Genomic DNA, 15071 nt, shown 5'->3' on the forward strand with positions numbered 1-15071 from the left:
CGATTAATAATCAAAAGCGCCGCCTGGGAATTATTGAAAACAGATGGCGGCCGATTTATGAAATGCTTTGGATCGATTTTCAGGAAGCAACTTCAACTTGATCAGGTTGTTATCAACATTCAATTCGAATATTGATAAAAGAGTGCGGCAAGATAATCAATTCTCTTGCCTCATCCGAATCCTGAATCCTGCATTTCGTCGGCAGTTGAAAGTTAAAAGAACCAGGGTTTCTGAAATGTAGGAATCCTCTCTTCTTGTTGTATGAAATTTCATATGAAAACAATGATGGGCGATTCTTGCTAATAATTGCAAAACTTGCCGAAATGAGGCGGTTTAATTGGTATTTCTTGGGCCTTTTTTTTCGTGATTTGAAAGCAACGGTTAGTGGATTTTGTTGGGGCTCTGCACTGCGCAACAGGTTGGTGGTATGCCTTCTGCGATAAAATCGCCGCTGCGCAGCGCGTACCGAATCCAGCCACAGGCACGACCACCGACACTCCTAGAATGAAGCCGGAAGTTCATGCGAGCGCTATGCAGCGCAGCGGCGTTGTCCGCACCCGGATTGCGGTTGGGGCGGTCGCGATTCTCATAACCCTATGCGCATTTGGCGCGCCGCTCGTTGCCGCGCGCATGCAGCCGCTTGCCTCGGCCGCAATCTGGTCCTGGGCGTTGAACGGCGTGCTGTCCATTGCCCTTCTGTCGGCGGCGGGAGTATTGCGGGGTGCCGCGAAAAAGGACGGCGATCCGCTGCGGCGCTTGAAGCAGGTCACCCGTTTGATCGCCGCCGCGCCCGTGGATATGGGAGTGCGGGAAAAATCGCTGCGCCTGGTCGGATGCAGTGCCGGCATGCAGCGCTTTTCCGACATAGTCATCAAGAATGGATGGGCCAGGCCGGAGTACCTCGACCTGGCCTTCCTGTCCAATGGCGAGAAGGACCGGATCCCGTTGCCTCCAAACATGGTCGCCATGGTGGGCGAGTTCCAGGCCGCGGTGGCCAGCGGCGAGCCGAGAGCCTATGACTTCGCTCACGAGGTGGAGGCTGTCGGTATCCGGGCGGCACATCAGGCATGGGTTTTTCCGCTGCGGGGCGCCGGCGATCCAGTGATAGGCATGTTGTCCATCGGCATGTATCTTCTGGGCCATGGGCAGTCGCTGGACGATTCGGCAAGCGCGCATCGCCGGGCTGAGCGCATCAACGACATGAAGACCCGATTCCTTGCGGCGGTCAGTCGCGATGTGCGCAATCCCTTGAATGCCATGGCGGGCCTGCTGGAGATGGCGTCGGTCGACTCCTCGATGCCGCGCCAGTCGAAAGAGATGTTGGCGACCGTGCGTTCGTCCACCCAATCCCTGCTCCAGTTGATTCCGTCCATCGTCGATACCCGCAGAATGGAGACAGGCGATCTGGCATGCGCCCGCATGTCGGTTTCATTGCGCAGGGTTGCCGCCGACGTGGTCGCGCTGTTCGCGCCCAGCGCCTACGAAAAGGGCATAAGCCTGACGCTGGAGGTGGCTCCCGGGGTTGCCGCCAGCCACGTGACGGACGCTCAGGGGCTGAATCAGTTGCTCAACAATTTCCTGTCCAACGCCATCCGGTTCACGGAACGCGGCGGCGTCCGGATACATCTGGACGGCGCCCCGGTGGAGGATGGCAGGCAATGGGTCACGCTCTCGGTCATCGATACCGGCAGCGGCATCGAGCCGCATATACAGCAGAAACTGTCGGCGTCCCGCTACGAAGCCGGGCTGAGCGCCTCGCCCGAAGGCGCCGGGCTGGGCCTGCACTACTGCCAGCAGATGGTGCACCGCATAGGCGGGACCATCAACATTTCCAGCGCTGTGGGCGAGGGCACGCATGTCCATGTCCGCGTGCCGCTGACGCTTGGATCCGGCGAGCTGCGCGACTCGCCGCAAGATGCTATGCCCGGAATGACGCAGCGGCCCACGACTGGGCTGCGGATGCTGGTTGTCGAAAGCCAGGCTGGCAACCGCCTGCTGCTGAATAGCCAATTGGAATTCCTCGGCCATTCCGTTCAGACGGCGGAGGATGGCGCGCAGGGCTTGGCGTTGGCCAGAGGCGGCAGCTTCGATCTGGTTGTCTGCGATGGCCTGCTGCCGGACATGAACGGCGCCGAATTCACGCGGATGTTGCGTGCGGCCGAGGGCGAGAACGCAGTCGTTCCCGTGCTGGGATACATGGCCGACGCGCGTACGGAAGATCGTGAGGCGGGCTTGCGGGCTGGCATGAAAGAGGTGTTGGTCAAGCCTGCTGGTCTGCTCGCGCTGGATGTCGCCGTTGCTTCCTGCCTGCCGGCGGCATATGCAGCAGGCGCACTGGCGCGGGATGGAGCAGCATAGTGGTCGATCGCGAGGCAGGCTCCATGCTCACCCTTTCCGTGTTCCTGAACATGGCGCTGGCGGCGGCGCTGGTCGTCATGCTGGTCTGGATCGCGCTGCGCATCCGCGGCGCCAACTCGCCGCGCGGCGAGTTGGTCAGCCTGGCGCGCTTGGCGGATACGCTGCCTGCCGGGATCTTCATCCGGGATCTCGACCTGAATCTGATGACGCGCAATGATGGGCTCAAGGAGTACGCCGCTACCTGCCGCAGCGAGGGTTGGACCCGCCCTCTGCATGTCTCGTTGGATTCCTTGTCCGCGCCGGCCCCCGGCAGTGAACTGCCGCCCAACCTGGACGAAGTCATCCGCGACTATCGCCAGGTGCTGGCCGGCGGCGAAACCGTGGTCCGCGAGCACCCCTTCGAGCATGATCCCACGTGCGGCGTCGCCGCATGGGCCGCGCCTTTGCGCGGGGCGGACGGCGCCGTCATTGGTTTGGTCGGGGGCAGCGCGCGCTTTCGCGGATTCCCCGACATGCTGCGGGACGTGTCCGAAACCCGGTTGAACATGGAAAGGGCCAACCTGATGAAATCGACGTACCTTGCGTTCATCAGCCATGAACTCCGGACTCCCCTGAACGCGATCATCGGCATGCTCGAACTGATGCTGTCGCGCGGCGGACTCTCCAGCAAGACCCAGGAGAAGCTGACGGTGTCGCGCCAGTCAGCCCAGTCGCTGCTGGCCCTGATCAGCGGATTGATCGACATATCCAAGCTGGAAACCGGGCACTTCCAGCTGCGGCGGCAGAACGTCGACCTGCGCGCGCTGTTGTCCGACACGCTTGCGCCGTTCCGCGTTGCCGCCCAGGCAAAGGGCCTGCAGCTGAACCTGGACATCGGCCGCGACCTTGCTGAACGTCATTTTTCGGATCCGATCCGCTTGAGGCAACTGCTGGATAAACTGTTGTCCAATGCGGTCCGCTTTACGGACCATGGCCGTATCGACGTCGCGCTGAGCGCCGGGGCCGCCACGCAAGAGGTGCAGTGGATCACGCTATGCGTCGCGGACAGCGGCCCCGGGATTGCCGAGGACATTCAGGCCAGACTGGCCGCGCCACAGTTTGAACCCATGCTCCGGGAGCAAGGTGCCGGCATCGGGCTGGGGTTGTCCATCTGTAGCGAACTGACGCGGCTGATGGGCGGTTCCATGGAAATTTCCAGCACGGCCGGACTGGGCACCAGAATATCGGTGCAGTTGCCGCTGGCGCTGCCTCCCTCGGAAAATGCCGCCGTGGCGGAGGCTCCCGCGACAATGGCGGCCGACGCCGGCGGCCTGCGCATCCTCGTCATCGACGACCATGAGGCCAACCGGCTGCTGCTCAAGCATCAATTGCGGATGTTGAAACACTCCGCACAATTCGCGCAGAACGGCGCGGCTGGCCTGGCATTGGCGGAGCGGCTCGAGTTCGATCTGATCATCTGCGACTGCGTCATGCCGGTCATGGACGGCGCGGCATTCACGGCTGCCTTGAGATCCGGCGGCAGCCTGAATGCGGCAACGCCGGTGCTGGGCTATACCGCGAGCGAACTTGAACTCGATCTGGCTTCCGGCGCGCGTGCCAGCATGAACGCCGTGCTGATCAAGCCTGTGGATCTGCAGACGCTGCAATCCTTCATCCTCGCGCACGGCAGGCGGCCGCCTGCCGACCGGGCTACGATCCACTGAAGGGGGACGACCATGTCAACGGTCTTGATTGTTGATGATCATCCAGCGTTTCGTCTGGTCCTGAGAACGCAGATTGCACTATTGCCCAGCGCCAGCCGGATCCTCGAGGCGGACAACGGGGTGGATACGCTGGCGCTGGCCAAGAGCGAGCGCCCGGATTTGATCGTGCTTGATCTGGACATGCCCAAGATGGGTGGCCTGGAGGCTATTTCCAGGATCCTCGCCGTCAATCCGGACTTGCGGATACTGGTGGTGTCGGCGCATGACCCTTCGGTCTTTGCGTCGCGCGTGGCCGAACTCGGCGCCTGCGGCTACGCCAGCAAGCGTCTGGAAATCAAGGAACTGGTGCGCTGCATCGAATCCGTGCTGGCGGGCTATAGCGTGTTCCCGAATTCCGCCAAGGCGGCCAGCTCCGCGGATGTGGTGGACGCCTATCAGAAGAAGCTCGACCTGCTTTCGAACAAGGAAATGGTCGTTACCCAGATGCTGGCCCAAGGGCTGAGCAACAAGGAAATCGGCGACGCGCTGTTCATCAGCAACAAGACGGTCAGTACGCACAAGACCAGGATAATGAACAAACTGCAGATCGGCTCTCTGGTTGAATTGGTCGATTTCGCCAGAAAATCGAAAATAGCGATGTGAAGAACTTGATACGGCGTATTCCCGCGTGAAGAACCCAGCGGCTCCGGCCCTTTATCCCGTGCACGAAACCTCGCAGGCGCAGGCAGTGGCGGCGTTGCGCGGCGAGCTGCTTTCCAAGGTCGGCAACGACCTGGAGATCGCGGCGGAGCTTGCTCGGAGCCTGCACCTCAACCACAGGGAGGACGTTGGCGCGTTGCTGCTGGCGATCAAGCAGGAGCAGTGGGCGGAGGTCAGGCGGTATGCGCATAGAATCCTGAACACCGCGCAATTGCTGGGCTGCGGCGCCTTGGTCGGACTTTGCCTGCGGGTTGAAGAGATGCTTTTCAAAGAGACCGACAAGGCGCGCGCGGAGTTATTGGCCGATTATGTGCCGGTAGTCGAAAATTTGAGTGCAGTCCTGGAACGCGTGAGCCGCACATTCTGAATCGTCCTACATTTTTCGTTCCCGAAGCGCCGTAGAGTGATGGAATCCGATTTTCGTCCCCAGCCCACCAGGAATGAAGTATGAAACGCGCAGCAGCGCAAGGCCAGCAGCTTGGCGACAGAGAAGTCATGTTGATGGCACAGCGCGGAGACGGCTTGAGCGTCGTACTTCAGCCGCAGTTCAATCTGCTGAATGGCGAAATGGTCGCTGCGGAATGCCTGGCCCGTTGGAAGCATCCGACCCGGGGCGATATCGGGCCGGCCGAATTCGTCCCCGCCGTCCATCGCCTCGGCGTGGACCTGCCCTTTTTCGAACAGATATGCCGCCTGGCCGTCGCTGCCTCGCAGGCGCTGCATGAACAGGGGATCGACGTGCCTCTGGCGATCAACGCCTCGGCCTCGACCTTGTCCAGCGGCGAGGCGGTTGATGCCCTGGCTCGCCATGCCGGCGCGGCGAACATTCCCTTGGCGCGGTTCCGGATCGAGTTGACCGAAGACCAGCCCGTCACCCGCCTCGAACCGCTGCGCAAGTCCCTGAAGAAATTCGCCCGCGCCGGCTGCCAAGTCAGCATGGACGACTTTGGTACCGGCTACGCCTCCTTGCAGCTCTTGAACGCGCTGCCCATCTCCGAGCTGAAGATCGACGGGCGCTTCGTGCGCCGCATCCGCCGCGACAGGAAAGCCAGGGAAATCACGCGCCTGTCGGTCCTGCTGGGCGAGAGTCTAGGCCTGCGCGTGATCGCCGAAGGTATTGAAAGCGCGCCGGACATCGCCCTGCTTCAATCCATGGGGTGCAGCCATGGGCAGGGCTATGTGCTGTCCCCGCCTATCGTGCTTTCCGAGTTTCTCGAAAACCGCGCACGGCAGGCGCGCCCAGGCCTGATTCCTGTGAAAATACCAACTTCCAGGGATATGCGGTTACGCCCGGCTGAGACATAGTTCAGGCTGGGCAATTCCGCCCGCTCTCATCCGATGACCGCCCACATGCTTGCTTCCGAGTCGACCCTGCCTGCCCCGGTGCTGCTGGTGGAGGACGAACCCCTGATCTGCCGCAGGCTGGAGGGCCTGCTGCTGCAACTCGGGTATGCGCCAGAGGCGCTGGTGTTTGCCGCCACGCTGGCGCAGGCGCGCGAGCGGCTTGCCAACCAGCCGTTCGCGCTGGCGCTGGTCGATCTGGGCTTGCCCGATGGCAACGGCACGGATCTGATCGCCGAGATGCACGCGGAAGATCCAAGCCTGGCGATACTGGTGATTTCCGCCTGGAGCACTGAGGACGCGATTCTCGCCGCCTTGCGCGCGGGCGCCACGGGCTACGTGCTCAAGGAACGTGACGACCTGGAGGTGTCCTTGTCCATACGCAGCGTGCTGCGGGGCGGCGCGCCGATTGATCCCTTCGTGGCCCGCCGCATCATCGAGGAGCTGCGTCCCCGGCGAGTCGAGCCGTCTGGCACGGCGGCAGAGGATCCGGGCGAGTCCGCTGATCCGGGCGAAACCCTGAGCCCGCGCGAAAGCCAGATCCTGCGCCTGGTCTCCGAGGGGCTGGGCAACCGCGAGATCGCCGAAGAACTGCATCTGTCGCGCTACACCGTCGAATGCCACGTCAAGCACATCTACCGCAAGCTCGCCGTTTCTTCGCGGACCCGGGCCATACACGCGGCGCGCACGCGCGGCTTGCTCGATTGAAGTGGCTGGCCGTCCTGTGGCTGGCGCTGTGGCTGGCGCCGGCATGGGCACAGGAGCCCGCTGCCGCCTGTACCGCGCAGGTGCTTTCCGTCCAGGTCGCCCGGGGCGGCGACGACGGCGCGCGGCCCGAGTCGGCGCAATGGCGGACGGTCGAGCTGCCCGATGACTGGAGCGCCCGCTGGCCGGGATACAGCGGCACCGCCTGGTACCGGATCGGCTGGCGGCGCGATTGCGCTGGCGGGGCCGCCGGGCAGGTGGCGTTGGCGCTGGAATCCATCATCATGGCGGGCGAGGTCTACATCAATGACGAACGCATCTGGAGCGATCTGCAACTGACCGAGCCGCTTTCGCGCAGCTGGAACATGCCGCGCTACTGGCTGATTCCCGATGCGCTGGTGCGTCCAGGTGAAAACACGCTGTGGATCCGGGTGGTCGGCGTGGCGGGGCAGTCACCGGGCCTGGGTCCCGTCCATCTGGGCGGGCAATGGCAGGTGCTGCGGCAGTACGAAGACCTGTGGTGGCGCAATCGCACCCTGTTCACGCTCAACCTGATCGTTTCGGCCGTCATGGGCGGGCTGTGCTTCTGCATCTGGCTTATGCGCCGCGAGCAACGCACCTATGGCTGGTACGCGCTCATGGCCTTGTTCTGGGTGCTGTTCATCGCCAATGTGCTGATGACCAGTCCTTGGCCGTTCCCGAACAGCGTGATGCTGGCCCGGGCCAACATCATGGTCCTGGTGTTGTACGTGGTGTGCTTTTGCATCTTCACGTGGCGCTTCGGCGGGCAGTCGTTGCCGCGCGTCGAAAAGGCGCTGTGGACGCTGGCCGCCGTATTGCTGGGGATCGAAGCCTTCGCGCCGCAGGCGTATCTGGCCGAGGTGCAGTTGGGGGTCGTGCTGATCGTGTCGGCGATTTTCTTCGCCAATTGCCTGCAGTTCCAGGTGCATGCGTGGCGGACCCGCCGGCCGGAGCACGGCATGCTGGCGGTGTGCCTGCTGATCTTTCTTGCCGCCAGCGTCCATGATCTGCTGCGGGTGTTGAAGCTCACCGACAGCCAGAGTGCATATACGCCGTTCACCAGCGTCGTGGTCACGCTGTGCATGTCCGCCGTGCTGGGGCTGCGTCATGCGCGCAGTGTGCGCCGCATCGAGCGTTTCAACCAGGAGCTGGCCGACGGCATCGAGCAGGCGCGCACTGAACTTGCCACGACGCTGGAGCGCGAACATGGACTGGCGCTGGCGAACGCCCGGCTGCAGGACCGGCTGCAGATTGCGCACGATCTGCACGATGGGCTGGGCGGCTCCCTGGTGCGCATGATGGCCATGGTGGAGCAGGCCAACGAACCCTTGCAGAGCCAGCAGTTTCTGTCGATGCTCAAGCTGCTGCGCGATGACCTGCGCCAGACCATAGACAGCGGCTCCAGCGCGGGGGTAAAGGTGCCGGCCACGCCGCGGGAATGGATCGCGCCCTTGCGCCACCGCTTCATGCAGCTGTTCGACGAGCTGGACATCAGCGCCAGCTGGCGGGTTCCCGAGGTGTGGCGCACGCCGCCCAGCGCCTTGCAATGCATGGCGCTGACACGGTTGGTGGAGGAATCGCTGGTGAATGTGCTCAAGCACAGCCGCGCCCGGCGCGTGGAGCTGGAGCTGCGGCAGTCTGAATTCGACTGCCTGGAACTGCGCATCGAGGATGATGGCGCTGGCTTTGACGTGGCCGCGGTGCTGCGCGCGGGCATTAGCGTGGGCATGCGCAGCATGCATACCCGCATCGCCAGGGTAGGGGGCGCGCTGGACGTGGCCTCGCGGCCGGGGCAGACGGTGCTGACGGCCACGCTGGAGCTGCGCGCGCCGCAGGCTTGAGGCCCGGCTACTGGGCCGTGTTTTCGTCGTCCACCGTCAGCCCGCCGCTTTTCATGATGCTCTGGGCGATCTCTTCGGCGGACTTGCCGGCAAAGCCATGTTCGCCCGCGGTGATGCGGAAGCTGTCGCCTTCCAGCGGGCTCCGCAGCGTGGCGGAGGACAGCAGCACGCCGCCTGAACGCAGCTGGATGCGCTTGCCCACGCGGTCGCGGGTGAAGTCGGCCAGGGCCTGGCGGCTTTCCGGCTTCAGCTCGACATCCACTGTCCTGGCCGAGGTCTGCGGGTCGGCCCCGGCGGTGGCCCGCGCCACCTGCAGCACGACGGTTTCGGCGTATGCTGCGCAGGGCAACAAAGCGGCAAACGCGGCCGCGCGGGCGAGTTGTCTCATTGATGGCATGGCAGGCTCCTTCTGATGGACATCCTGGCCCGAACCCATCCGAGGGCTCGGGCGGTTCCTACATCCTAGCGTATGTCGCGCGGCGCGATGCAAGGCCGGGCCAAGTGGGACGAGCGCGCGTGTGCAATGAGCGCTATGCTTCGCGGCGCGAGGGTCAGCGCGGCAACGGCCGTCGCGATCCATTCAAAGAGCGTCGGAAGGGCAGCGGCCTTGCCTAGCGTCATCGTCGCGCGTTGCCTGTCGGCGATCCGCCTTGACGCCGCCGGGGTGCCGAGGGAAGCCGGCGGACGAAAGCGCACACTGATATTGCGTAATGATCCCGGATCAAGACCGGGTCCCACGAAGGAGAGTCTCATGGCAGTGCGAGGAATTTGGCTTGCGGCCTGCTTGTTGTTGAGCGGTGTCGCCCACGCGGGATCGGCGCCCGCCGAACTGAACTGCGTTTCCGAAAGCGGCAAGGTCAAACTGGAAGGCGCGATCCCATCACCATCGTCCGAGGAAATGCAGCTGAAGCTGAGCTACACGGACGGCAGCCTGACGTTCGACTCGAATGCGAACCAGGGTTTCGTGGTGGCGGACTTTGCGCGGTCCGTATTCACGCTGGTGGTGGTGACGCAGGACCAGCCGCTTACGCTGTACGCCATCCCGTCCAGCATGACGGTGAAGCGGCAAGACAACGGCGACGACGCCGGCAAGTTCCAGGCCAAGCTGTTGGCGCCGCGCCCGTCCAGCGTATCGGGCGTGCAGGGCAATACCCCGTTGAAGGCCACCTTGAACTGCACGTATCGATACTCGTTGTAAGGCTGGCGCGAGGCGGGAGCCACCCAGTCCAGCCCCTTTTTTCAGATAGTTTGAAATCTGAGAAAAGGGGCATTTTTAATGCATGAAGCCTGCGGATACCTACTGAAGCCGGCATGCTGGTAGCGGATTGGTGCGCCCAAGTTGTTGCTATTGCGCCGCACTTAGGCCTGTTTTTCCTATCGAATTTCACAAAATTGACAGTTTTCTGAATAAAAACTGACTATTTGTTGAATGTAAAAATAGGAATGAATATCATTGGCACTCTTAAAAAAACCAGACCGCGCTGATAGCGCAGCCGCCGCGGGGCGGTTTCCGACAGAGTCCAATGAACAAAGCAGATACATCGACGGCCTACGCCAAGGCCGGTGGGAATACTTCGGCCTCCATTTATGCAGCGATGTGCGGCGCGCTGATGTCGCCAGGCCTGGCCCTGGCGCAGGGCAGCGTGGCGCCAGGCGCGGTGCATGAACTGTCGCCGGTGCACGTGCAGGGTCAGGCGGTCAGCGATGGCTACGAGGCCAACATCGCTTCCTCTCCCAAGATGACGGCGCCCCTGCTGGACACACCGCGTTCGGTCACCGTGATCACTGAACAGCTGATGCGCGACCGTGCGGCCACCTCGCTGATGGACGTGCTGCGCACTGCCCCGGGCATCACCTTTGGCGCCGGCGAGGGCGGCACGCCCACCGGCGACCGGCCCTTCGTGCGCGGCTACGAAGCCAGCACCGACATGATGGTCGACGGCATGCGCGACCTGGGCCGCTTCTCGCACGAGACCTTCAACCTGGAGTCGGTCGAGATCCTGAAGGGCCCCAGCTCCGCCTATTCCGGCCGCGGTTCGACCGGCGGCAGCATCAACCTGGTCAGCAAGAGCCCCAAGCTGGAGAACTTTGCGGAAGGCACCGTCGGCGTGGGCACCGACGACAACTGGCGCCTGACCGGCGACGGCAACTGGGCGCTGGGCGAAAGCTCGGCATTCCGCCTGAACTTCATGAAGCAGGGCGGCGACATCCCGGGCCGCGACCACGTCGAGACCGACCGCTGGGGCGTGGCCCCCTCGTTCTCCTGGGGCCTGGGTACGCCCACGCAAGTCACGCTCAGCTACTACCACCTGCAGAACGACGACACGCCCGACCTGGGCATTCCGTTCAAGAACGAGTCGCGCCCGGACCGCGTCACGCCGCCCAAAGTGGACCGCGACAACTACTACGGCTTGATCGGCCGCGACTACCGCAAGAACCAGGCCGACATGACCACCCTGATGGTCGAACACAAGTTCAGCGACAAGCTGAAGCTGCGCAACGGCACGCGTTACAGCGAGTCCACCAACGAATACGTGATGACGCGCCCGTCCTTCGACAATTGCGCGGCGCGCGTGGGCGGCAGGCCCAACCCCGCCTATGGCGTGGCGCCGTGCTCGAACGAGGCTGACGGCGTGCAGATGAGCAAAGCGCTGCGCAGCCTGAACCAGACCAACCGCTCCTTCATCAACCAGACCGACATGTTCGGCGAATTCACCGCCGGCGGCCTGCGCCACAGCTATGTGGCCGGCCTGGAGTTCAGCACCGAAACGATCAGCAAGCGCGACGGCGTGCCCTCGGGCGGCTTCGACAAGACCTTGGTGGATGACCTGTACAACCCGAATCCCCGCCAGCCCTACACCGGCAGCCTGAGCTGGGGCCCGCGCTACGACGCCGCCAAGACCATCACGCGCGCCGCCTACGTGTTCGACACCGTCAAGTTCAGCGAGCAATGGGAAGCCAATGCCGGCCTGCGCTATGACAACTACCGCGTGACCAGCGGCAATGTCGAGCGCACCGACAATATGTGGAACTACCAGCTGGGCCTGGTCTACAAGCCCGCGCCCAACGGCAGCATCTACGTGTCCTACGGCACCTCGTCCAACCCTTCCGGCGAAACGGCGGGCCAGTCCGGTGGCGCGGACGGCGCGGCCGGCGGCCGCCTGACCGCGGGCACCGCGGCCCTGGCGCCCGAGAAGAGCCGCAGCATCGAGCTGGGCACCAAGTGGGATGTGTTCGACGAGCGCCTGTCGTTGACGGCGGCGGTGTTCGAAACCCGCAAGACCGACGCGCGCAGCTCCGATCCCATCACCGGCGACGTGACGCTGGCCGGCAGCAACCGCGTGCGCGGCATCGAGCTGGGCGTGGCGGGATCCATCACCCCCAAGTGGCAGGTCTGGGGCGGCTACAGCTACATGGACCCGAAGGTCACCAGCTACCAGAGCGGCGGCACCGACTTCAGCGGCAATCAGATGAAGTTCATTGCCCGCCAGAGCGCCAGCCTGTGGACGACCTACAAGTTCCTGCCTGAATTGACGGTGGGCGCGGGCGCCACCTACACGGGCAAGCGCTATGTGGATGACGCCAACGTCTATCAGCTGCCTTCCTACTGGCGCTACGACGCGATGGCGGCGTATCAGTTCAACAAGAACTTCGGCCTGCAGTTGAACCTGAACAACCTGACCGACGAGACCATCTACGAGGCCTCGCACGTGGGCCTGTTCAGCTATGTGGCGCCGGGCCGTTCGGCGATGCTGACCGCCACGTTCCGGTACAACTGACGCGCAGCGCGCCAGCCCCGCTCTTGCGGGACTGGCGCTGCGGATTTGCGGATCAGTCGATGCGCGCGCCGGAGATCTTGACGGCTTCGGCCCACTTCGCGATTTCCTGCTGCACGAAGGCCTGGAACTGTTCTGGCGTGGACGGCGTGAATTCGCTGCCGGACGCGACGATCTTCTCCTTGGTCTTCGGATCGGCCATGACTTCGCGCATGTCCGCCGAGATCTTCTCCACCAGCGGCTTGGGCGTTCCCTTGGGCGCGAAGAAACCCGACCAGGGCGGCGCGGCATAGCCCGCGAAGCCTTGTTCGGCCACCGTGGGATAGTCGGGCGCGCTGGCGAAGCGTTCGCCCGTGGTCAGGGCCACGATCTTCAGTTTTCCGCTCTTGGCATAGGCCTGCACGGCGGGCAGGCCGGTAATGCCCACCTGGATCTGGCCGCCCAGCAGGTCGGTCACCATTGGCGAGCTGCCGCGGTAAGGAATGTGCGAGATCTCGAACTTGCCCTGGTTCTTGATCAGTTCCATGCCCAGGTGCGACGCTGTGCCGTTGCCGTCCGAACCGTAGGAGTAGTGCGCGTCGGGCTTCTTCAGCAGGGCGATGAGTTCCTGCAGATTGTTGGCCGGTACGTCGTTGTTGACGACGATGGCGTTGGGATACAGCGTGGCTTGCGTGATGGCCTCGAAATCCTTGACCGGGTCATAGCGCATGTTCTTGTAGAGCGAGGTGTTGATGCCATGCGAGCCCGTTACGCCCAGCACCAGGGTGTAGCCGTCGGGCGCGGCGCGCGCCACGTACTCCGAACCGACGTTGCCGCCCGCGCCGGGCTTGTTTTCCACCACGACCGGTTGTCCCCACTTCTTGGAGAGTCCCTCTGCCACCAGGCGCGCGGTGATGTCGGTGGCGCCGCCTGCTGGGAAGGGCACGACGATGGTGACTGCGCGCGTGGGGAAATTGTCCGTGCCCTGCGCGAAGGCGGGAGCGGCGGCCAGCCCGATGGCGCCGGCGAACAGTGCCAGAATGGTGCGGCGGGTGGTCGGCCGCGAGTGAGTTGCGGAGATGGTCGAGTACTTCATGGTTCAAGCCCCTTGTAGTGTGATGTAAGCCTTGCGTGAAGTTGGCGGCGGCTGCGCTAGAGCGCGGTGTATCCGCCGTCCGCGCGTATGTCCGCGCCCGTGATGAACGATGCGGCATCGCTGATCAGGAAAACTGCCGTTTGGGCGATTTCGGCGGCGGTGCCGAGGCGTCCGGCTGGATACTTGGCCGACAGCGCGGCGCTGGCCGCTTGCGCGCTGCCGTAGCGTGCGACCAGCCTGCTGGTGAGCACCGCGCCCGGAGAAAGGCTCAGGCCGCGGATGCCGTCGGCCCCATGGTCCACCGCGATGACGCGCGCCAGCGCGATCAGGCCGGCCTTGCTGGCGCCATAGGCGCCGCGGCCTGGCGCGGCGACGCTGCCCAGCTGCGACGCGATGTTCAGCACCACGCCGCCGCCGGTCCGCGCCATGTGAGGGATGGCGTGCTTGCTCATCAGCCATGCGCCGGTCAGGTTCACGTCCAGCGCCTGCCGCCATTGTTCCAGCGTCAAGTCCGCGATCTTGTTGCTCGGCGTGACGGTGGCGGCGTTGTTCACCAGGGCGTGGATGGCGCCCCAGCGCGCGACAGTTTGCTCGACGGCTTCGCGGGTGGCGTCCGCGTCAGTCACGTCGCAGGCGCGCGCCAGCACGAGGGCATCCGGCGCGTCCAGTGTCCGGCGGCAGTGCGCGAGCAGTTCCGGATCCCGGTCCAACAGGGCCACGCGGGCGCCGGCAAGCAGGCAGTGGGCTGCAATCGCCTGGCCCAGTCCGCCGGCCGCGCCGGTCACGATCACGGTCTTGCCGTTCAGTGCAGGTATGCCGGTCGTCGTCATAGCGGCATCGCTCCCAGCGAGGCGCCGCCGCAGACATAGAGCGTCTGTCCGGTGATGGCGCCGGCCTGCTCGCCCAGGAAGAAGGCGATGGCCGCGGCCACTTCGCGCGCTTCGATCAGGCGTCCCAGCGGCAGGTCCACCCGCGGCGGCGCGCCGCGCTTCGGGTCGTGCAGCATCGGGGTGTCGACCGCGCCGGGCGCGATTACGTTGACGGTAATGCCGCGGGCGATGAGTTCGGCCGCCAGGCTGCGCGCCAGGCCAATCTGTGCGGACTTCGTCGCGGCGTAGGCCAGGCGATGGGCGCGCCCCAGCACGGCGCGGCTGGACACCAGCGCGATGCGGCCGCGGCGGTCCGGCAATTGCGGCGCCAACGCGCGGACCAGCGCCATTGGCGCGGCCCCATGCAGTTGCCACAGCAATTCCGTGTCTTCTGGCCGCGTATCCAGCGCGCCGCCGGTGCGCACCACGCCGGCGCAATGCGCCAGCGCGGTCGGGGCGCAGTCGTCCAGCAGGGCGCACAGGCCACGCAAGGCGGCGGGGTCGGCCAGATCGCAACGCAGATGGCGATACTGCCCGTGGTCCAGGATGGCTGCAGGTGCGATGTCCACGCCCGTCACCCGCCAGTCCGACGCCAGCAGCAGCTCGGCCAGCGCCAGGCCGATGCCGGACGATGAGCCCGTCAGGACGCAATGCGCCTGCGCATTCCGCTCAGTCATGGCCGG

Annotated in this window: 13 protein-coding genes; 9 read left to right on the plus strand and 4 right to left on the minus strand. The window is 64.3% G+C overall.

Annotation, left to right across the window (positions count from 1 at the left end; genetic code table 11):
* Window positions 1-504 precede the first annotated feature (504 nt).
* The 7 genes from BRO63_RS29195 to BRO63_RS29225 all read left to right on the plus strand — a co-directional run bounded on the left by BRO63_RS29195 (window position 505) and on the right by BRO63_RS29225 (window position 8668).
* Window positions 505-2358 (plus strand): hybrid sensor histidine kinase/response regulator, encoded by a 1854-nt coding sequence (locus BRO63_RS29195; RefSeq protein ID WP_088143129.1) that lies wholly within the window; start codon window positions 505-507, stop codon window positions 2356-2358.
* A 23-nt stretch (window positions 2359-2381) separates the two neighbouring features.
* Window positions 2382-4061: an ATP-binding protein gene (locus BRO63_RS29200; protein ID WP_143219525.1), complete on the plus strand. Its 1680-nt coding sequence runs from the start codon at window positions 2382-2384 to the stop codon at window positions 4059-4061.
* Between the two features lie 12 nt (window positions 4062-4073).
* A complete protein-coding gene (locus BRO63_RS29205; protein WP_088143131.1) occupies window positions 4074-4703 on the plus strand; it encodes a response regulator transcription factor in 630 nt (209 codons plus the stop codon).
* Window positions 4704-4728: 25 nt separating this feature from the next.
* On the plus strand, window positions 4729-5127 hold the full coding sequence (locus BRO63_RS29210) for an Hpt domain-containing protein (protein ID WP_088143132.1): 399 nt from the start codon (window positions 4729-4731) through the stop codon (window positions 5125-5127).
* An 80-nt stretch (window positions 5128-5207) separates the two neighbouring features.
* Complete coding sequence (locus BRO63_RS29215; protein WP_256943432.1) at window positions 5208-6065, plus strand: EAL domain-containing protein; 858 nt, start codon at window positions 5208-5210, stop codon at window positions 6063-6065.
* Window positions 6066-6098: 33 nt separating this feature from the next.
* Window positions 6099-6809, plus strand: coding sequence for a LuxR C-terminal-related transcriptional regulator (locus tag BRO63_RS29220; RefSeq protein ID WP_088143133.1), 711 nt, complete (start codon window positions 6099-6101; stop codon window positions 6807-6809).
* Window positions 6806-8668: a sensor histidine kinase gene (locus BRO63_RS29225; RefSeq protein WP_088143134.1), complete on the plus strand. Its 1863-nt coding sequence runs from the start codon at window positions 6806-6808 to the stop codon at window positions 8666-8668. The genes BRO63_RS29220 and BRO63_RS29225 overlap by 4 nt, the downstream gene beginning before the upstream one ends.
* A 7-nt stretch (window positions 8669-8675) precedes the next feature.
* On the opposite strand, the gene BRO63_RS29230 is transcribed toward BRO63_RS29225, so the two are convergent.
* Window positions 8676-9065 (minus strand): SecDF P1 head subdomain-containing protein, encoded by a 390-nt coding sequence (locus BRO63_RS29230; RefSeq protein WP_088143201.1) that lies wholly within the window; start codon window positions 9063-9065, stop codon window positions 8676-8678.
* A 354-nt stretch (window positions 9066-9419) separates the two neighbouring features.
* On the opposite strand from BRO63_RS29230, the gene BRO63_RS29235 reads away from it, so the two are divergent.
* Together BRO63_RS29235 and BRO63_RS29240 are read left to right on the plus strand one after the other, a co-directional pair.
* Window positions 9420-9866 (plus strand): hypothetical protein, encoded by a 447-nt coding sequence (locus tag BRO63_RS29235; protein WP_088143135.1) that lies wholly within the window; start codon window positions 9420-9422, stop codon window positions 9864-9866.
* Between the two features lie 325 nt (window positions 9867-10191).
* The gene (locus BRO63_RS29240) at window positions 10192-12447 is read left to right on the plus strand and encodes a TonB-dependent receptor (RefSeq protein WP_088143136.1); all 2256 of its coding nucleotides are present in this window, start codon (window positions 10192-10194) and stop codon (window positions 12445-12447) included.
* Between the two features lie 52 nt (window positions 12448-12499).
* Here BRO63_RS29240 and BRO63_RS29245 read toward each other — a convergent pair whose 3' ends face one another.
* From BRO63_RS29245 to BRO63_RS29255, 3 genes are read right to left on the minus strand one after another with little or no spacing between them, the layout of a single operon-like run.
* Entirely contained in the window at window positions 12500-13519 is a 1020-nt protein-coding gene (locus BRO63_RS29245) for a Bug family tripartite tricarboxylate transporter substrate binding protein (protein ID WP_088143137.1), read from the minus strand.
* 56 nt (window positions 13520-13575) lie between these two features.
* On the minus strand, window positions 13576-14349 hold the full coding sequence (locus BRO63_RS29250) for an SDR family NAD(P)-dependent oxidoreductase (protein ID WP_088143138.1): 774 nt from the start codon (window positions 14347-14349) through the stop codon (window positions 13576-13578).
* The gene (locus BRO63_RS29255; RefSeq protein ID WP_088143139.1) at window positions 14346-15065 is read right to left on the minus strand and encodes an SDR family NAD(P)-dependent oxidoreductase; all 720 of its coding nucleotides are present in this window, start codon (window positions 15063-15065) and stop codon (window positions 14346-14348) included. Before BRO63_RS29255 ends, BRO63_RS29250 begins: the two co-directional genes overlap by 4 nt.
* Between the last annotated feature and the right edge of the window lie 6 nt (window positions 15066-15071).

Origin of the sequence: Achromobacter xylosoxidans (assembly GCF_002192695.1) — a bacterium.
GTDB lineage: Bacteria > Pseudomonadota > Gammaproteobacteria > Burkholderiales > Burkholderiaceae_B > Achromobacter > Achromobacter xylosoxidans_C.